Below are 18,003 nucleotides of genomic sequence, written 5' to 3' on the forward strand. Positions count from 1 at the left end.
TAATTTAAATTTATAACTATGACTATTACTGGAATTGCAGCTATTGGAGCTGGTTTAGCAGCTATTGGAGCTGGTGTTGGTATTGGTAAAATTGGTGGGTCAGCTATGGATGCTATGGCTCGTCAACCAGAAATGCACGGAAAGATCCAATCTTCTGCATTAATTTTAGCAGCCTTCGTAGAAGCGGTAGCACTATTTGGTGTTGTTGTTGCTTTCTTACAAGGGTAAAAACATGAAATGCGCAGAAGTAACGGTTGGTTGCTTCTGTGTGTTTTGAAATTTAAGTTATTAAAAAACAAAAAAAAATGGATTTAATTACACCTGATTTTGGTCTCGTATTTTGGACAGCAATAACATTCTTATTTTTACTTTTAATCTTAAGAAAATTTGCTTGGAAGCCTATTCTTGGAGCTGTAAGTGATAGAGAAGAAGGAATTAAAAATGCCTTGAAATCTGCTGAAAATGCTCGTAAAGAGATGGAAAACCTTCATGCAGACAATGAACGTATCTTGAAAGAGGCTAGAGCAGAACGCGAAGCTATGCTTAAAGAAGCACGTGAGATCAAAAATAAAATGATTGAAGACGCTAAAGATCAAGCTAAAGAAGAGGCTAATAAATTAGTTGCTCAAGCTCAAGCGTCTATTGAAACTGAAAAACAAGCTGCAATTGCTGAATTAAAGTCACAAGTTGCAAATCTTTCAATTGATATTGCAGAAAAAGTAGTACGTGAAGAACTTTCTAATAAAGACAAGCAAATCAAATTGGTTGAGTCTATGTTAGGTGAAGCGACATTAAACTAGAAAATTATGTCTGGAACAAGAGCAGCAATTCGTTATGCAAAAGCAGTTCTAAGTTTAGCTGTAGAACAAAAATCTACTGAAGCTGTATATAATGATATGAAGCTAATAGCTAATACCATATCTGAAAATACAGATTTAGGCTTAGCGTTAAAAAATGCAATTGCAAAGCAAGGCACGAAGAAACAGATTTTAAATCAAGTTTTTCCAAAGCTAAATGCATTGTCATCAAGATTGTTCGATGTATTGGTTGATAACAATAGAATTGATACTATCGTAGATGTGGCTCAAAAGTATAACGAATTATACGAAGCTCATATCGGAAAAGAAAAAGCAACAGTTACTACTGCAGTTCCTATAACTGATGATTTAGAAATTAAAGTCATGGCTAAGATCAAAGAACTAACTAGCAAATCTGTTGAATTGGAAAATATCGTTAACGAAAGCATTATAGGTGGTTTCATTCTTCGTGTTGGAGACATTCAATACAATGCAAGTATTGCAAACAAACTAAATAAGTTAAAAAGAGAATTTACATTAAATTAAAAAAGTATTTTAATACTGCAGTATTAAAATTCTAAATACTAAATAAAATGGCAGAAGTAAAACCAGCTGAAATTTCAGCAATCTTAAAACAACAACTTTCAGGTTTTGAAGCAGGAGCTTCATTAGATGAAGTAGGAACAGTATTAACTGTTGGTGATGGTATTGTACGTGCTTACGGACTTTCAAATGCACAATACGGAGAATTGGTAGAATTCGATGGTGGATTGGAAGGGATTGTACTTAACCTTGAAGAAGATAATGTAGGTATCGTATTGTTAGGCCTTTCAGTAGGAGTAAGTGAAGGATCTACAGTAAGAAGAACTAACAAAATTGCATCTATCAACGTAGGAGAAGGTATTGTTGGTCGTGTAGTTGATACACTAGGTACTCCAATTGACGGTAAAGGACCAATTTCAGGTGATACATATCAAATGCCATTAGAGCGTAAAGCTCCAGGTGTCATCTATCGTGAACCAGTTACTGAACCATTACAAACAGGTATAAAATCTATTGATGCCATGATTCCTGTGGGAAGAGGTCAACGTGAGTTGGTAATTGGTGACCGTCAAACTGGTAAAACAACAGTTTGTATTGATACCATCCTTAATCAAAAAGAATTTTATGATGCAGGTGAACCTGTATATTGTATATATGTTGCTGTAGGTCAAAAAGCATCTACTGTAGCAAACATTGCTAAAGTATTAGAAGAAAGAGGCGCATTAGCTTATACAACTATTGTAGCAGCCAACGCATCAGATCCTGCACCAATGCAAGTTTATGCACCAATGGCAGGAGCTGCTATTGGAGAATACTTTAGAGACACTGGTCGCCCAGCTTTAATCATCTATGATGATTTATCTAAACAAGCGGTTGCATATCGTGAGGTATCATTATTATTACGTCGTCCTCCAGGACGTGAAGCGTATCCTGGTGACGTTTTCTACTTACACTCTAGACTACTAGAGCGTTCTGCAAAAGTAATCAATGATGATGCTATTGCTAAAGAAATGAATGATTTACCAGATAGCTTAAAGCCAATGGTAAAAGGTGGAGGTTCTTTAACAGCACTACCAATTATTGAAACTCAAGCAGGTGACGTTTCTGCTTATATTCCAACGAACGTAATTTCGATTACTGATGGCCAAATTTTCTTAGATGGTGATTTATTTAACTCTGGTGTTCGACCAGCAATTAACGTAGGTATTTCTGTATCTCGTGTTGGTGGTAATGCACAGATTAAATCAATGAAGAAAGTTTCTGGAACATTAAAATTAGATCAAGCACAATTCCGTGAATTAGAAGCATTTGCTAAGTTTGGTTCAGATTTAGATGCGGTTACTTTAAACGTAATTGAAAAAGGGAAGCGTAACGTTGAAATCTTAAAGCAAGCTCAAAACGATCCATTTACAGTAGAAGATCAGATTGCAATCATTTATGCAGGATCTAAAAACTTGTTAAAAGATGTTCCTGTAGATAAAGTAAAAGAATTTGAAAGAGATTATATTGAGTTCTTAAACGCTAAACATAGAGATGTTTTAGATACTTTGAAATCAGGAAAATTAACTGATGAAGTTACAGACACATTAAGTAATGTAGCTAAAGATTTATCAGGAAAATATAGAGCATAATTAATTATCCTGTTTCTGTAATTAGGAACAGGATTATTTCATATTTATTAATATGGCGAATTTAAAAGAAATACGTAATAGAATATCTTCGGTATCTTCAACGATGCAGATTACAAGTGCCATGAAAATGGTTTCTGCTGCTAAATTGAAGAAAGCTCAAGATGCTATTACAGCGATGCGACCATATGCAGATAAGTTAACTGAGCTTCTACAAAGCTTAAGTGCAACTTTAGATGCAGATTCTGGAAGTAAATTTGCTGAACAACGTGACGTTAAGAAAGTATTGCTAGTCGCAGTCACCTCTAACAGAGGTTTAGCAGGTGCATTCAATTCAAATATTATCAAAGAAGTCACAAAACTAGCTTCTGAAACCTATGCAAATCAAGAGGTTTCTTATGTAGTAATTGGTAAGAAAGCTAATGATGCTTTCAAAAAAACCAATAAAGTTATTGCTAATAGTAGTGATGTTTTTGACGATTTAACGTTTGACAACGTGGCAGAAATTGCTGAAATGCTCATGGAAAAATTTGTTAATGGTGATTTTGATAAAATCGAAGTTGTTTATAACAAGTTTAAAAATGCTGCAACACAAATTGTTATGACCGAACAGTTCTTGCCAATTGTTCCTGTTGAAAGTGATTCAAACGTAAACTTAGATTATATATTTGAACCTTCTAAGGTTGAAATCGTTGAGCAACTGATTCCTAAGTCACTAAAGACACAATTGTACAAAAGTATAAGAGACAGTTTTGCAAGTGAGCATGGTGCACGTATGACTGCGATGCATAAAGCAACAGATAACGCTACAGAATTGAGAGATCAGTTGAAATTGACTTATAACAAAGCACGTCAAGCAGCTATTACTAACGAAATTTTGGAGATTGTTGGTGGTGCAGAAGCCTTGAATAATTAAACGAAACACAAAATATTTTTATAAAAACCTAACTTTTACGAGTTAGGTTTTTTTATGGCATTACTTTTGACATTTACCTTAACCTATAAAGGTTATTTAAAATGAGATCACTAAAGCAAATATCCTTTTTAATATTAATGTTAGTCATCATGACTAGCTTTTCACGATGCATGCCTTCACAATATCAACTTCAAAAAGAATCGTCTATCAATTTTGATGAGGCATATAGTCAAAAATGGACTTCAGGAATTAAAGACGGAGGGTCAGGTGTAGACGTATTTATTACTGTTAATGATTCGTCTATTCAATTAGACAGCATGTATTTTAGAGAGCAGAGAGTTAAACTTAACTTGATAGAAGGGAATAAACGTTTATATGTTGGACGTTTTAAAATAATAGGTAATCAACAACACGACATTATCCTTAGTAGTGATTCAAAAGAAGAACACGATAATACAATGCCAAAAAAAAGACAAGAGATTCCCTTTGATTTACAAGATAACGAGTGTGTTATAAGCTACATAAAAGCAAACAAGACTTACTATTATAAGATATTAAATATTGAAATGCGACAACCGTTAAATTATCCTAGTGCGCCTAAAAATTAGACAACAATATATCTTTGGTTTACGTTTGTTAAAAACGTATTTTTAGCAATATAAAACATATTTTTTGAGCGTTTTAAAGACTTTTTTCAAAGATACTGTCATTTATGGTTTGGCAATTGTATTGCCTAGGCTTATCAATTTTCTTTTAGTACGATTACATACTGACGTACTACCAAACGAAGGGTATTCGGAGAATACCGAGTTTTATGTGGTTGCAGCATTCTTTAATGTTATATTGACCTATGGAATGGAAACATCGTTCTTTAGGTTCTTTAGTAAAAACAAAGATAAAGAGCGTGTTCTATCTACATCAATCATTACAATTGTAGCAAGTACTATATTTTTTGGAATTCTACTTTTTTTATTTAGAATTCCTATTTCAGAAACGCTACGAATCAACACAGATTTCTATACCTTATTAATAAGTATCACATTAATTGATACCTTAGTCGTTATTCCGTTTGCATATTTAAGAGTTACCGGAAAACCCATTAAGTTTGCGTTAATTAAACTGATTAATGTCTTCATTATTGTTGCCTTAAATGTGTTACTACTATCGAAAACATATGGACTAGATAGCTTAAGAGCTCTATTTAGTGTTGAGAATAATGTAGAATACATATTTATTGCTAACCTTATAGCAAGTGCGTTTGTGTTAATAGTAGTATTGCCTTACTTTTTCAAGTCCAAACTTAATTTCGATCCGAAGGTTTTAAAGCAACTCTTAAATTATGGTTGGCCTATTATGGTTGCAGGACTAGCATTTGTTATTAATGAAAACCTAGACAAATGGTTATTGCCTCAAATTGAAGGCGAATTTATAAATGGTGCTTACAGTGCATGTTATAAACTTGCTGTGTTTATGACCTTATTTATCCAAGCGTTTAGGATGGGAGCAGAACCGTTTTTCTTCAATCACTCAAGTAAAGATAATGCCACACAAACCTACGCTACTATTTTAAAATACTTTACGATAGTAGGCACTCTAGGGTTAATGATTGTTATTATTTACATTGATGTGCTACGTCCAATATTTATTAAGAAGGAAAGCTATCTATTAGCTTTAGATATTGTGCCAATTGTACTTCTAGCAAATTTATGTTTAGGAATTTATCATAATCTTTCCGTCTGGTATAAACTTACTGATAGAACTCATTTTGGAATGTACATCTCAATCATTGGTGCAACGATTACAATCGGCTTCAACCTTCTTTTCATTCCAAAAATCGGCTTTATGGCTTGTGCTTATGCAACACTTATTGCGTATAGTTTAATGATGTTCATCTCCTATGGCTTAGGAAAAAAATATTACCCAGTACCTTATGAAGTTAATAGAATTTTAATATACCTGTTATTAAGTACTATATTAAGTTTTATAACTTATTATCATTTAGAAAGAGATATATTAATAGGAACTGTATTTTTGCTATTCTTTATAGCTTTAATAGTCTATTTAGAGCAAAAAGAATTAAAAATGCTACTAAAAAGAAGCTAGATTTTAAGTTTAAAACCAAACCAAAAATGCAAATAAAAATCATTAATAAATCACATCATAGTTTGCCTAATTATGAAACCATTGCTTCGGCAGGAATGGATTTGCGCGCAAGCTTATCTGAAGCTAGAATTTTAAAACCATTAGAGCGTAGTATAGTAGGAACAGGGTTGTTCATTGAACTCCCTATTGGTTATGAGGCACAAGTAAGACCTAGAAGTGGTCTTGCTGCTAAAAAAGGAATTACAGTATTAAATGCCCCAGGAACCATAGATGCTGATTATAGAGGAGAGATAGGTGTGATATTGGTTAATCTTTCGAATGAAGATTTCACCATTCAAAATGGCGAACGAATCGCACAACTAGTAATCGCTCAACATGAACGTGCTGAATGGTTAGAGGTTAAAGAATTAACTGAAACCGATAGAGGTGAAGGTGGCTTCGGAAGTACAGGCACCAAATAATATTTTAAGTTCAACTAAACAGTAATAAATCAACTTAAAGAATGAAAATAATAGTACCAATGGCTGGTCGAGGTTCTCGCCTTAGACCTCATAGTTTAACAGTTCCAAAACCTCTTATTCCAGTGGCTGGAAAACCAATTGTTCATAGGTTAGTGAAAGACATTGCGAAGGTTTTAAAACAGCCTATTGAAGAGATTGCTTTTGTATTAGGAGATCCAGCCTGGTTTGGTAATGATGTCGTTGAAAGCCTAAAAGATTTGGCAACTAGCTTAGGAGCTAAACCATCGATTTATCGTCAAGACCAACCTTTAGGAACGGGACATGCTATTATGTGTGCTAAGCCTTCCTTATCTGGCCCTGCTGTAATAGCTTATGCTGATACTTTAATACAAGCAGAATTTGATTTAGATAATGAAGCCGATAGCGTTATTTGGACCAAACGTGTAGCTAATCCAGAGGCTTATGGTGTAGTAAAACTAAATAATAATCAAGAAATCATTGAGTTAGTCGAAAAACCACAAACTTTTGTGAGTGATCAAGCTGTTATTGGAATTTACTATTTTAAAAACGTAGGCGTATTAAAAGAAAAGCTTCAAGAAATTCTTAATGAAAACATTATGAATGGAGGCGAATATCAAATCAATGATGGTATTAAGCGAATGATGTTAGATGGTAAAATATTTAAAACAGGTACAGTAGATGAATGGATGGACTGTGGAAACAAAAACGTAACATTAGAAACTAATACCAAAATGCTTGGCTTTATAAAAGCTGATGGCGAAGAACAGATGATCTCAAACTCAGTACAGAATCACAACTCAACTATTATTGAACCATGCTTTATTGGAAAAGATGTTGTGTTGAACAATGCAACCATAGGGCCCAACGTGAGTATAGGAGATAATTGTACTATTGAAGATTCAAGCGTTAAAAATAGCTTAATTCAAAATCATACTAAGATTAAAAATGCTAATTTAGACAATGCAATGATTGGTAATCACGTAAAGTACAATGGTGACTATACCAGTATTAGCATTGGTGATTATTCTGTTTTGGAATAGTTATTGAACAGTTTATGACCTTAGCGACACTTTTTATTAATGAAAATCAAAACTTACATATTAGTCTTATTCAGCTTAGGTATATTCTTATGTCCTCAAATGGATTATGGGCAGGTAGATTTTAATAAACGACCTGATGATGATTTAGGTAATTATCAAGACGCTTATCAAGAGTATTTCTTTGAAGCTTTAAAACAAAAAGGGATTGAAAATTACCAACGTTCTGCAGACGCACTTTTAAAATGTATAGAGATAGATGATTCTGACCCAACATTATATTTTGAATTAGGTAAAAACTATAAAATTCTCAAAAATTATGGTGCTGCAGAAGATGCGTTAAAAAAAGCGGTTTCTATTTCTCCTGAGAATGAATGGTTTTTAGATGAACTATATGATGTCTACATTCAACAGAATGATATGGATAAAGCTCTAAAAACTGTAAAGCAATTAGTTAAATTCCATCCAGATTATAGACAAGATTTAGCAAGCTTATACATTAAAGTAGAGAAATATAAAAATGCATTACAAATTTTAGATCAACTCGATAAAGAGTTTGGTTATAATGAAGATAGAGATTTTTTACGTAATCAAATATATGATTTAACAGGCAACGACGAAGACAGAATTGAAAACCTAGAAGAACGAGTTGCAAAAAACCCTGAAGATGAAGATAACTACCTTAGATTAATTTATAGATATAGTGAAACCGGAGAAAAAGATAAAGCATTTGATGCAGCTAAAAACCTTTTGAAATCTAATCCAGAATCAAAACTAGTTCATTTGGCATTATATAAATTCTATTTAGATGAAAATAATACTGATGAAGCCATTAATTCTATGAAAATCGTTTTAACTAGTTCTAATATAAATCCAGATGCCAAAACAAAGGTATTTAATGACTTTGTGAATTTTGTTTCTAAGAACCCTCAATACGAACCGCAACTTATTGAGATCACATTATTAATTGATGAAGATAAAAGCACCAAAACACTAAAAGAGTTGGCTCAATATCATTTAAAATTAGGTGATAAAACCAAAGCACTTAACTATTATGAACAAGCATTAGATCAAGAGCCTAGTAATTTCAGTACTATTAGAGATGTGCTTTTATTACGTTTAGACCTGAATCAAGATTCTGAAGCAGTTAAACTAAGTTCTGAAACCTTAGAGATTTTTCCTGCTCAATCAATTTTGTATTTAATTAATGGTGTAGCCTACAATAAGTTAAACAAGCCTGAGAAAGCTATTGAAAATCTAGAGTCTGGGTTGGATTACTTGGTAGACGATACTAAGATGGAAGCTGATTTTTACAGACAACTGAGCAAAGCATATAAGCAAATCAATAATATTACCAAGTCTGAAGCGTTTTCTAAAAAGGCAGAAGCATTGTCTAAAGAACAATAATGTTTAAACACTAAAAAATGAAATACCTAAAGCTTAGCATATTATTACTAACAGCCTGTTTATTATCATGTAAATCAGCTAGTCGTATTAATAGCTCCGGCGAAATAAACAATAAGCTTTCTGCAAAACAAATTATTAAACAGAATAGTAAACAAGAGGCTCAATTTAATACACTTCAAGCGAGAGTAAAAATCGACTATACTCAAGATCTTCAAGAGCAAAGCTATAGCGTAAACTTAAGAATGGAAAAAGACAAAACCATATGGATAAGCGCTACCTTAGGATTGGCTCGAGCAATGATCACTCCTGAAAGTGTCCGTTTTTATGATAAGATCAATAATCAATATTTCGATGGTAGTTATGAGCTTTTGAGCAATTTACTTGGTATTGATCTTAACTATAAAAAGGTTCAGAATTTATTATTGGGAAACCCATTATTTAACTTAAAACAAGGTAGCTATATTGCTTCCTCCAATGATAATTCATATGTTTTGCAACCTGAAAATCAATCAGCTTTACTAGAGCTTTTTTTACTATTTAACCCTGCTCATTTTAAAGTAGATTCGCAACAATTAGCGCAACCACTAGATAATCGATTTCTTCAGATAGATTACTTAGCTTATCAAGATATAGAAGATCAAATTATACCAAAAAACATCAAAATTATTGCTGTTGAAAACACCGATGAAGCTATCATAGAAATGGAATATAAATCGGTATCGTTAAATCAAGACATGCGTTTTCCTTTTAAAATTCCATCTAGTTTTAAAGAAATCATATTAGAAAATGCTGAATAAAAACACCTACATAATCTTTATTTTATGCTGCTTTTTAAATGTGTTTTTAGCTAGCTCGCAAAGCCAAAAGCAAAAAGAGCTAGAAGCTAAACGTCAAAAGTATCAAAACGAATTAAGACAAATTAATGCCCTTTTATTTTCTGATAAGAAAAAGGAGAAGTCACTAGTGTCATTAGTAGAGGATCTTAATTATAAAGTAAGTGTTAGACGTAATTTGATAAATATAACCAATGATCAGGCAAACCTACTTACACGAGAAATTAATGCCAATCAAAATGAGATTTCGAGTTTAAGAGAACAACTTAAAGAATTAAAAGATAATTATTCGGCAATGATTGTTAAATCTTATAAAAGCAAATCAGAACAAAGCCGTGTGATGTTCCTATTGTCGTCTGACAATTTTAAACAAGCCTATAAACGGTTACAGTATATCAAACAGTATGCTAACTACCAAAAAGAACAAGGCGAACTTATAAAAGCGAAAACAATAAAACTACAAGCGCTTAATACAGACTTAGCACGTCAGAAAAAAGATAAGGATAAATTAGTTGCTGAAAATAGACAAGTAAAACGGCAACTCGAAGCCGAGTTGAAACAACAGGAAGCCCTAATGGCTACCATAAGGAGGAATTTGAGCACTTATACATCCCAAGCTAAGCAAAAACAGCAGGAGATAGACAGAATAGATAAAGAGATCGAGCGTCTTATACGAGAAGCTATTGCCGAGTCTAACAAAAAGGCAGGAAAGAAAACATCATCAAGCAGTAAATTTGTATTAACACCTGAAGCTAAAGCATTAGCCAGAAACTTTGAGTCTAATAAAGGAAAGTTACCTTGGCCAGTTGAAAAAGGCGTTGTTAAAGTTAGATACGGAACACAACCTTCGCCAATTGATAGAACATTAACCATAAACAGCCAAGGCGTAAAGATAGCTACAGAGAAAAATGCAAAAGTAAGAGCTGTTTTTGAAGGTGTTGTTTCTCGTATTTTGGTAATACCAAATGCAAACCCAGTAGTTATGATTCGTCATGGTAACTACATTACAGTTTATAAAAACATGACCAATATAAAAGTAAAACCTGGTGATAAGGTGACTACTAAACAAGTTATTGGTGAAGTGTTTACCAGCAGATCCAACGGTGAAGCGATGCTAGGTTTTGGTGTTTATAAAGACTCTAAAACGCAAAACCCTGCAAGTTGGGTATATAAGATGTAAAATTTATATTAGAGCTACTACATAGCCTCTCCTAGTTTTCTTGTAGTGTTTTCCATTCCAAAAATAATAGCGCTTTCCATTCACTCTAACAATTTTATAGTTTTTAGGAGGTGTCTTTATAACCGTAACAGTGTTAGGCTTCGTAATAACACGAGTAGCACAAGAATTTAAGCTTAAGAAGCAAATAGCGATTAAAAAAATAGTTACATAAGTTTTCATGATCTTTAGATTTGATTACATCATTAAGACCCTAACAGTTTTAAAAGGTTTAAAAAAGAAGTGCGCTACTCAAAAATAGCTTTTAACTCTGTGGCTTCACTTGGTTTCATTTTCCCAGCTAAAACTAAACTCAATTGCTTGCGGCGCAGCGCTCCTTCAAAACGCTCTTTTTCTAGTTTTGTTTCAGCTATGAGCTGAGGTACTCTCACAGGTCTGCCTGTTTCATCAACAGCAACAAATGTGTATATTGCTTCATTTGCTTTAATGCATTCTCCAGACTCTCGATCTTCAATCCAAACATCTAGATAAACTTCCATTGAGCTAGTAAAAGCTCTAGAAACTTTTGCTTCAATTGTTACAACGCTTCCTAAAGGGATAGACCTATTAAAGGCCACATGATTCACAGAAGCTGTTACGACAATGCGTCTGCTATGTCGTCTAGCAGAAATACTTGCAGCACGATCCATACGTGCTAAAAGTTCACCTCCAAAAAGATTATTGATTGGGTTGGTTTCACTCGGTAAAACCAAATCGGTCATGATTGTTTTAGATTGAAAAGCAGTTTTTGAATCCATTAAAACTTAAAATTTAATTTCACACAAAGGTAAGATGAATTTAAATGTTAGTTAAATGATTTAAGAAATTATAAAGAAATAAAAAGAAGACGTTTAGTCTAATGCTTTTACTAATAACCAAGCATCACTATTATGCTCTCTCTTTATTTGCCTCAAGGCGTTAAGTGCTTCTATTCTATCTGTATAACTAGCATAGATAACTTCATGAAGACCATATTTATTCACACCAATTTTTCGTGCTTTATAACCATTAGCCTTTAGTTGTTGTACTTTCTTGTCAGAATTGGCTTCTACTCTAAATGCTCCAGCAACAATATGATAGTTTCCACTTTGTTTTTCTATAGAAAGCGTTGCAGCAGGTAAAGGACTTTCAATTATAAAAGTGGCTTCTTGTACTTTAGTATCTAATTGGTTATTAGCTTCTTCTTGAGCAATTTGATTATGAGCTTCAATTTGATTCGTGAGGTAATTAGACACATAAAAACTACCAGCAGTTAATGTAACTAGTAGAATAGCAGCATATTTTAGGTATGGTCTAGCTTTTCGTCTTTCAGGAGTAATGATCAAAGGCGTCACTTCTTCAAGCTCTTCAACAACCTCTTTGTGAGTTTCTCTAGTAATGTCAATAGATGTAAACTGCGATAGCCCAAAAGCGTTAGTCAAATAATTGATGTGAAGCGATGGTTCAAAATTAATCTTACCTTCCTTATTTAGCAAAAGGTCTCCAATATTTTGAAAAGCAATTGTTTCACCTTCAATTAAATAAGATTTTATTGTTTTGATTTGCTTGGCAATTTTTTCTACTGCAACCTGATAAGGGACCTTTTCAACTTCAGCAATATAATTAGCTAGTAGGCCATCATTATTTTGTAATTGCTCATTGAATGACAATACTTTTTTAGGCGGATAGAACGAATGTGTTGTCTCATGAACTTTAGCTGAAACACGATGAGTTAAAAATGCACCAAATTGAGGTACGATTACACAATCGTATCTGTAGAGTAAATCGCTGATGTAGGTTTCTAATTGCATAGAAACAAAGTTAAAAATTTTTAAATGCGAATAAAATATGCACATAAGTATTTATTAACAAGCAAATTTTTGTTTCTTGCATATAGAAAATTTACTACAAAGCAATGACTCAAGACTTAATATATATTTTAGCTTTACAGCATGTGCCTAAAATAGGAGATGTAATTGCTAAGAAATTGATAAGTCATTGTGGTTCAGCAGAAGCAGTTCTAAAAGAAAAGAAAGCGAATCTTCTTAAAATTGATGGTATTGGACTTACAACGATCAAGAACCTTTTTAGTTCTGAGCATATGAAGGCAGCCGAAGAAGAGTTAAAGTTTATCACAGATCAGAAAATTGTGAGTTTGTATTTTGAAGACATAGATTACCCTAAACGATTAAAGCAATGTATAGATAGCCCAATATTACTATTTCAGGCTGGACATGTAAGTCTAAAGCAAAAGCATATTATTAGTGTTGTTGGTACAAGGAAAATCACAACTTATGGAATTGCATTTTGTGAAAAACTAGTAGAACAACTTGCTGTTTTTGATCCTATTATTGTTTCTGGCTTTGCTTATGGAACAGATATTACAGCTCATAAGGCTGCATTGAAAAATAACTTACAAACTATTGGTTGTTTAGCACATGGCTTAAATCAAATCTACCCAAGATCTCACAAGAAATATATGGCAGATGTGGAAAAAAGAGGTGGATTTCTAACCGATTTTTGGAGTACTGATACCTTTGATAGAACTAATTTTTTAAAACGGAATCGAATAATAGCTGGTATAAGTGAAGCTACTATAGTTATAGAATCTGCAGAAAAGGGTGGAAGCCTAGTTACAGCCGATATTGCAAATTCATATCACAGAGATGTTTTTGCTGTTCCTGGCCGTGTTACAGATAGTCAAAGTGCAGGCTGTAATAATTTAATTAAAACACAACAGGCTCACACCTTATCAACCCCTTTAGATATTCCTTATATCTTGAATTGGGAATTAGATACCAAACAACAACCAAGTGTACAAAAACAATTATTTGTTGAATTAACGCCAAACGAAAAATTAATCTATAGCTACCTCAAAGATCATGAGAAACAACTACTAGATATTATTGCCTTAGAATGTCAAATACCAATTTTTAAAGTTGCTAGTGCATTGCTAAATATGGAGTTAAAAGGTATTGTTAGACCCTTACCAGGTAAACAATTTGAACTAATATGATATCTCTAAACTAATAACCAACTTTTTCTCTTACGCGTTGCAGAACTTCATTGGCCACTTTTTTAGCTTTTTCAGCTCCAATTGCTAAAGCTGCATCAACCTCATTGAGATTGCTCATGTAATGGTCATAACGCTCACGTTGTTTGGAAAATTTCTCTAAGATCAATTCAAATAAAGCTTGTTTGGCATGGCCATAACCATATCCACCATTTTCATAGTTGGTCTTCATCTTAGTAATCTCTTCTTCAGATGCTAATAAACTATATAGAGCAAAACAATTACAGGTTTTCCAATCTTTAGGATCTTCAAGAGGTGTGCTGTCAGTTTCGATAGACATGATTTGCTTACGTAGTTTCTTTTCTGGTAAAAATATATTAATAATATTACCTCTACTTTTACTCATTTTTTCACCATCAGTTCCTGGAATAAGCATTGTATTTTGCTGAACTTTACCTTCAGGCAATACAAAAGCGTTTCCCATTTTAGCATGAAACCTTGAAGCCACATCGCGAGTCATCTCAATATGTTGTAGCTGGTCTTTACCCACAGGAATAATTTCAGCATCATATAATAAGATATCAGCAGCCATAAGCATTGGGTAGGTAAATAGTCCTGAGTTAACATCTTCTAATCGGTCTGCTTTATCTTTAAAACTATGCGCTAAAGTTAAACGTTGATAAGGAAAAAAGCAACTTAAATACCAGGCTAGTTCAGTTACTTGAGGAATATCGCTTTGTCTATAGAATACAGTTTTATTTACATCGAGACCAAAAGCTAACCATGTTGCAGCAGTAGAGTAGGTGTTTTCACGTAAGGTGTTCGCCTCTTTAATTTGAGTAAGTGTATGTAAATTGGCAATAAATAAGAATGAGTCGTTTTTTTCATCATTCGCCATTTCTATTGCTGGTAGTATGGCACCTAAAATATTACCCAAATGTGGTGTTCCTGTGCTTTGTATGCCTGTGAGTATTCTTGCCATGGTTACTTTTTCGTATAAAACGAAAATTGCTTTATAGATTAAACTTATATCGTCAGCAAAGGTAATTTTTTTAGTAGAATTGTTGAATTAATTTGAGTAGTTTTGAGGCAAATGAAACCGTTCAAATACATTTTTTGGATTTTATATCGAATATGGTTCTATGTTTTGGTGGCATTACCCATACTCTTATTATTTCCAATATTAGTCATTTCTATTCTTAAAGAATCATGGTACCCTTTCTTTTTTAAGTTGGCTCGTTTATGGGCTCGGTTTATTCTTTTTGGAATGGGATTCAAAGTAAAGATCGAACGAGAGCAAACACCAGACATAAATAAGAGCTACATGTTTATTGCTAATCATACATCGATGGCAGATATAATGTTAATGCTGGTTACTGTAAAGAATCCATTTGTATTTGTTGGCAAGAAAGAGTTAGCCAAAATCCCACTATTTGGTTTTTTCTATAAACGAACAAGTATTTTGGTTGATAGGAGTAGTGCAAAAAGCAGGCAAGCCGTATTTTTAAGAGCACAACGTCGACTTAAGCAAGGAATGAGTATTTGTATTTTTCCTGAAGGTGGTGTGCCAGATGAAGCTATTGCATTGGACGAATTTAAAGATGGTGCATTTAGAATGGCCATTAATCATCAAATTTCCATAGTCCCAATAACATTTGGCGATAATAAGAAACGATTCTCATATACATTCTTTAGTGGGAGTCCTGGAAAAATGCGAGTAAAAGTACATAAGTTTATATCAACCGAAGGGTTACAGATTGATGATACTAAACGTATTAACCAAGAGGCAAGACTGTTATTATTGAATCAGTTAAATGTATATAATAAATAAAAAAGCTGCCCTTGGCACAGGGCAGCTTTAACTTGCTATTGTTTTAACAATAACTATCTAACCAACTAAAAAACCTAAAATTTAAAACTCAAACCAGTATAAATACCAATAAAGAATGGTTGAAAATCACCAGACGTATTATCAAAAGTATTGATTTGATACTTGAATGTAGGTTCAAGATTAAATTGAAACTGATTTGAAAAATTATAGTCCAAACCAATCCCAAAATTAGCACTATAACTCATATCTTTAATATTTGTTGCTTCTCCTAAGCGTGTTCTTTCCCCATTATCCCTTACAGCAAACACCTCATTATCACTCAAAAATAAAGTGCTAAATCCTCCAATAAGATTAATACCAATTTTTTTATTAATCAAATTATACTCTAGCTCAATAGGAATTTCAATAAAACCAAGTTGTTGATCTAATGAAGCTTGTTCTTTAGTAAATAAAGTGGCAGGAGCAGTACCGAACTGAAAAGTTTCTGCGCTGAATACATTAGGACTACTTGTATTATTCCCTCCAGTATTTACATTAGCAATTCGAGCACTATTACGAGAAAGACTGTTGGCATTTCCTAATAAAAGCACATTATTGGTTTTATAGCCCAACTGAACTTTGTTAATGCCAGCCCTTACTTTAATTTTTTCATTAATAGCGTAACTACCATTAATACCATAACTCATGTTAATTTCACCTTCTTTATTGTTATCAACAAATTGATTGTCTAAAGCAGAGCCATTCCCTAATGAACTGAAATATACTGGAGCTACATTAGGTGAAATACTCCATCTATTCAATTTTTTATCTGTTTCCTCTTCAACTTCGTTTTCAGCTTCTGCAATCGCTTCTTCAATAGCATTCTTTTCTTTTTCTAAATCTTCAGACGTAGTTGTGTTTTGAGTATCAGATTGAATTTGACTTTCTTCATTAGTACTGGTTTGTGTTACAGCATTATCTGTTTCAGTTTTTGAAGACTTTATTAGTGCGTCAATAGCTTCTTTTTCTTTTTTTGTGCTTAATAATGCTTCGCTCTCAGATGTAGTAGTTGTGATATTAGTGTTATTAGTAACTGTGGTTGAGTTCTGCTTTTCATTTTTTGAAAGCTTATTAGTTCTATCTAGATGACGCTTTGAAAGATTTGTATTTGTATTAGAAACAATAGCATCTTTTTTATTTTGTGTGTTATTACGAACCAACTCTTCTTGCCTAACAGATTCACTAACAAGAATGTTTTTAGTAGCTGAATTAACTACTTTACTCTCATTCTTGTTAGTTGAAGTTTTAGTTTTATCATCGGCCTTGGTTTTAATATCATTCTCATTTACAATTTGATCTACTTGCTCCCCTTTTATAATTTCTTCAGAAGATTTGTAAGTGTTTTTATCTTGGTTATCAGATTCAGAGCTTTCAATAGTTTTAGTATCATTAACTATAATGTCTGGTATTGAGTTACCTTCAGGAGATTCATCAAAAAAAGTATTGGCAATTGTGAAAAGTAATACTAAAGCTGCCGCAACACCAGCATACTTCCACCAAATAGGAATTACACGACGTTTACGCTTTTTCTCATGCAGTTCTTTATAAATGTTATCCCAAACACTATCTTTTGGCTCAACATCAAAGTTTTTGAACTGTTCTTTAAAGAGTTTATCTATATTCTTTTTTTCGTTCATTATAAGCTTTGCGAATTTGGATTCGCTTTGTATTGTTCTATTTTTTCTTTTAAAATCAGTCTTGCTCTTGCAAGATTTGATTTTGATGTTCCTGTTGAAATGGTTAACATTTCAGCGATTTCTTTATGCGAAAAATCATCTAAGGCATAAAGATTAAAAACTAACCGATAACGGTCAGGCAACTCTTGGATAATTCGTAATAAAAAACCCATATCTACTGTATCTTCATCAATCTCTACCGAAACATCCTCAATTTGTTCTTCGTTAATAATATCAAAAACACGAACACTTCTATACCTCTGTAATGCTGTATTTATAGTGATTCGTTTTATCCAACCTTCAAATGAGCCTTTGTTTTTGTATTGCTTTATTTTTTTAAAAATGGTAATGTATGCATCTTGCAAGTTATCTTCTGCCTCTGCATAGTTACGCGAATACTTCAAGCAAATCGAAAACAGTTTACTCGCATAGAGCTTATATATTTGACTTTGAGCTTGAGCATCATTTTTTTTACATTGTTCTATGAGTTGTTTTAAACTCAA

Annotated in this window: 20 protein-coding genes; 14 read left to right on the forward strand and 6 right to left on the reverse strand. The window is 33.0% G+C overall.

Going from position 1 to position 18,003, the window contains the following annotated elements; all coding sequences use genetic code 11:
* Positions 1-18: 18 nt before the first annotated feature.
* The 12 genes from atpE to Q0876_RS02475 all read left to right on the forward strand — a co-directional run bounded on the left by atpE (position 19) and on the right by Q0876_RS02475 (position 10,926).
* Positions 19-228: an ATP synthase F0 subunit C gene (atpE, locus tag Q0876_RS02420; protein WP_230934552.1), complete on the forward strand. Its 210-nt coding sequence runs from the start codon at positions 19-21 to the stop codon at positions 226-228.
* A 77-nt stretch (positions 229-305) separates the two neighbouring features.
* A complete protein-coding gene (locus Q0876_RS02425; RefSeq protein WP_299223652.1) occupies positions 306-800 on the forward strand; it encodes a F0F1 ATP synthase subunit B in 495 nt (164 codons plus the stop codon).
* A gap of 6 nt (positions 801-806) precedes the next feature.
* Positions 807-1,343, forward strand: coding sequence for an ATP synthase F1 subunit delta (gene atpH, locus Q0876_RS02430; protein WP_299223654.1), 537 nt, complete (start codon positions 807-809; stop codon positions 1,341-1,343).
* 47 nt (positions 1,344-1,390) lie between these two features.
* Positions 1,391-2,971 carry a F0F1 ATP synthase subunit alpha gene (gene atpA / locus Q0876_RS02435; protein WP_299223655.1) on the forward strand — a complete coding sequence of 527 codons (1,581 nt, stop codon included), beginning with the start codon at positions 1,391-1,393 and terminating at the stop codon, positions 2,969-2,971.
* A 52-nt stretch (positions 2,972-3,023) separates the two neighbouring features.
* Positions 3,024-3,884 carry an ATP synthase F1 subunit gamma gene (gene atpG, locus Q0876_RS02440; protein ID WP_299223657.1) on the forward strand — a complete coding sequence of 287 codons (861 nt, stop codon included), beginning with the start codon at positions 3,024-3,026 and terminating at the stop codon, positions 3,882-3,884.
* A gap of 101 nt (positions 3,885-3,985) precedes the next feature.
* A complete protein-coding gene (locus Q0876_RS02445; RefSeq protein ID WP_299223659.1) occupies positions 3,986-4,492 on the forward strand; it encodes a hypothetical protein in 507 nt (168 codons plus the stop codon).
* Between the two features lie 64 nt (positions 4,493-4,556).
* Complete coding sequence (locus Q0876_RS02450) at positions 4,557-5,987, forward strand: oligosaccharide flippase family protein (RefSeq protein ID WP_299223661.1); 1,431 nt, start codon at positions 4,557-4,559, stop codon at positions 5,985-5,987.
* A 26-nt stretch (positions 5,988-6,013) separates the two neighbouring features.
* Positions 6,014-6,448 (forward strand): dUTP diphosphatase, encoded by a 435-nt coding sequence (dut, locus tag Q0876_RS02455; protein ID WP_299223663.1) that lies wholly within the window; start codon positions 6,014-6,016, stop codon positions 6,446-6,448.
* Positions 6,449-6,489: 41 nt separating this feature from the next.
* Positions 6,490-7,509 (forward strand): sugar nucleotidyltransferase, encoded by a 1,020-nt coding sequence (locus Q0876_RS02460; protein WP_299223665.1) that lies wholly within the window; start codon positions 6,490-6,492, stop codon positions 7,507-7,509.
* Positions 7,510-7,548: 39 nt separating this feature from the next.
* A complete protein-coding gene (locus tag Q0876_RS02465) occupies positions 7,549-8,913 on the forward strand; it encodes a tetratricopeptide repeat protein (protein ID WP_299223667.1) in 1,365 nt (454 codons plus the stop codon).
* 17 nt (positions 8,914-8,930) lie between these two features.
* Complete coding sequence (locus tag Q0876_RS02470) at positions 8,931-9,710, forward strand: DUF4292 domain-containing protein (RefSeq protein ID WP_299223669.1); 780 nt, start codon at positions 8,931-8,933, stop codon at positions 9,708-9,710.
* Positions 9,700-10,926 (forward strand): peptidoglycan DD-metalloendopeptidase family protein, encoded by a 1,227-nt coding sequence (locus Q0876_RS02475; protein WP_299223671.1) that lies wholly within the window; start codon positions 9,700-9,702, stop codon positions 10,924-10,926. The genes Q0876_RS02470 and Q0876_RS02475 overlap by 11 nt, the downstream gene beginning before the upstream one ends.
* Positions 10,927-10,929: 3 nt before the next feature.
* On the opposite strand, the gene Q0876_RS02480 is transcribed toward Q0876_RS02475, so the two are convergent.
* The 3 genes from Q0876_RS02480 to Q0876_RS02490 form a co-directional block, all read right to left on the reverse strand.
* Positions 10,930-11,145 carry a DUF6515 family protein gene (locus Q0876_RS02480; protein WP_299223673.1) on the reverse strand — a complete coding sequence of 72 codons (216 nt, stop codon included), beginning with the start codon at positions 11,143-11,145 and terminating at the stop codon, positions 10,930-10,932.
* A 65-nt stretch (positions 11,146-11,210) separates the two neighbouring features.
* Positions 11,211-11,720: an acyl-CoA thioesterase gene (locus Q0876_RS02485; protein ID WP_299223675.1), complete on the reverse strand. Its 510-nt coding sequence runs from the start codon at positions 11,718-11,720 to the stop codon at positions 11,211-11,213.
* Between the two features lie 93 nt (positions 11,721-11,813).
* A complete protein-coding gene (locus Q0876_RS02490) occupies positions 11,814-12,752 on the reverse strand; it encodes an SPOR domain-containing protein (protein ID WP_299223677.1) in 939 nt (312 codons plus the stop codon).
* Positions 12,753-12,856: 104 nt separating this feature from the next.
* Here Q0876_RS02490 and dprA point away from each other — a divergent pair, with 104 nt between their 5' ends.
* Positions 12,857-13,957, forward strand: a complete 1,101-nt coding sequence (gene dprA / locus Q0876_RS02495; RefSeq protein WP_299223679.1) for a DNA-processing protein DprA — start codon at positions 12,857-12,859, stop codon at positions 13,955-13,957.
* Positions 13,958-13,967: 10 nt separating this feature from the next.
* On the opposite strand, the gene trpS is transcribed toward dprA, so the two are convergent.
* Positions 13,968-14,936, reverse strand: coding sequence for a tryptophan--tRNA ligase (gene trpS / locus Q0876_RS02500; protein WP_299223681.1), 969 nt, complete (start codon positions 14,934-14,936; stop codon positions 13,968-13,970).
* 111 nt (positions 14,937-15,047) lie between these two features.
* Between trpS and Q0876_RS02505 the strand changes: the two genes are divergently transcribed.
* Entirely contained in the window at positions 15,048-15,785 is a 738-nt protein-coding gene (locus Q0876_RS02505; protein ID WP_299223683.1) for a 1-acyl-sn-glycerol-3-phosphate acyltransferase, read from the forward strand.
* Between the two features lie 74 nt (positions 15,786-15,859).
* Here Q0876_RS02505 and Q0876_RS02510 read toward each other — a convergent pair whose 3' ends face one another.
* Both Q0876_RS02510 and Q0876_RS02515 read right to left on the reverse strand, forming a co-directional pair.
* Positions 15,860-17,461, reverse strand: coding sequence for a hypothetical protein (locus Q0876_RS02510; protein ID WP_299223685.1), 1,602 nt, complete (start codon positions 17,459-17,461; stop codon positions 15,860-15,862).
* Entirely contained in the window at positions 17,461-18,003 is a 543-nt protein-coding gene (locus tag Q0876_RS02515; protein ID WP_299223687.1) for an RNA polymerase sigma factor, read from the reverse strand. Before Q0876_RS02515 ends, Q0876_RS02510 begins: the two co-directional genes overlap by 1 nt.

Source organism: uncultured Psychroserpens sp. (assembly GCF_947503375.1).
Lineage (GTDB): Bacteria > Bacteroidota > Bacteroidia > Flavobacteriales > Flavobacteriaceae > Psychroserpens.

Excerpts from the sequence above, each read along its gene's own strand:
- atpE (WP_230934552.1), top strand. The coding sequence starts at position 19 with ATGACTATTACTGGAATTGCAGCTATTGGAGCTGGTTTAGCAGCTATT.
- Q0876_RS02425 (WP_299223652.1), top strand. The coding sequence starts at position 306 with ATGGATTTAATTACACCTGATTTTGGTCTCGTATTTTGGACAGCAATA.
- atpH (WP_299223654.1), top strand. The coding sequence starts at position 807 with ATGTCTGGAACAAGAGCAGCAATTCGTTATGCAAAAGCAGTTCTAAGT.
- atpA (WP_299223655.1), top strand. The coding sequence starts at position 1,391 with ATGGCAGAAGTAAAACCAGCTGAAATTTCAGCAATCTTAAAACAACAA.
- atpG (WP_299223657.1), top strand. The coding sequence starts at position 3,024 with ATGGCGAATTTAAAAGAAATACGTAATAGAATATCTTCGGTATCTTCA.
- Q0876_RS02445 (WP_299223659.1), top strand. The coding sequence starts at position 3,986 with ATGAGATCACTAAAGCAAATATCCTTTTTAATATTAATGTTAGTCATC.
- dut (WP_299223663.1), top strand. The coding sequence starts at position 6,014 with ATGCAAATAAAAATCATTAATAAATCACATCATAGTTTGCCTAATTAT.
- Q0876_RS02460 (WP_299223665.1), top strand. The coding sequence starts at position 6,490 with ATGAAAATAATAGTACCAATGGCTGGTCGAGGTTCTCGCCTTAGACCT.
- Q0876_RS02465 (WP_299223667.1), top strand. The coding sequence starts at position 7,549 with ATGAAAATCAAAACTTACATATTAGTCTTATTCAGCTTAGGTATATTC.
- Q0876_RS02470 (WP_299223669.1), top strand. The coding sequence starts at position 8,931 with ATGAAATACCTAAAGCTTAGCATATTATTACTAACAGCCTGTTTATTA.
- Q0876_RS02475 (WP_299223671.1), top strand. The coding sequence starts at position 9,700 with ATGCTGAATAAAAACACCTACATAATCTTTATTTTATGCTGCTTTTTA.
- Q0876_RS02480 (WP_299223673.1), bottom strand. The coding sequence starts at position 11,145 with ATGAAAACTTATGTAACTATTTTTTTAATCGCTATTTGCTTCTTAAGC.
- Q0876_RS02485 (WP_299223675.1), bottom strand. The coding sequence starts at position 11,720 with ATGGATTCAAAAACTGCTTTTCAATCTAAAACAATCATGACCGATTTG.
- Q0876_RS02490 (WP_299223677.1), bottom strand. The coding sequence starts at position 12,752 with ATGCAATTAGAAACCTACATCAGCGATTTACTCTACAGATACGATTGT.
- dprA (WP_299223679.1), top strand. The coding sequence starts at position 12,857 with ATGACTCAAGACTTAATATATATTTTAGCTTTACAGCATGTGCCTAAA.
- trpS (WP_299223681.1), bottom strand. The coding sequence starts at position 14,936 with ATGGCAAGAATACTCACAGGCATACAAAGCACAGGAACACCACATTTG.
- Q0876_RS02505 (WP_299223683.1), top strand. The coding sequence starts at position 15,048 with ATGAAACCGTTCAAATACATTTTTTGGATTTTATATCGAATATGGTTC.
- Q0876_RS02510 (WP_299223685.1), bottom strand. The coding sequence starts at position 17,461 with ATGAACGAAAAAAAGAATATAGATAAACTCTTTAAAGAACAGTTCAAA.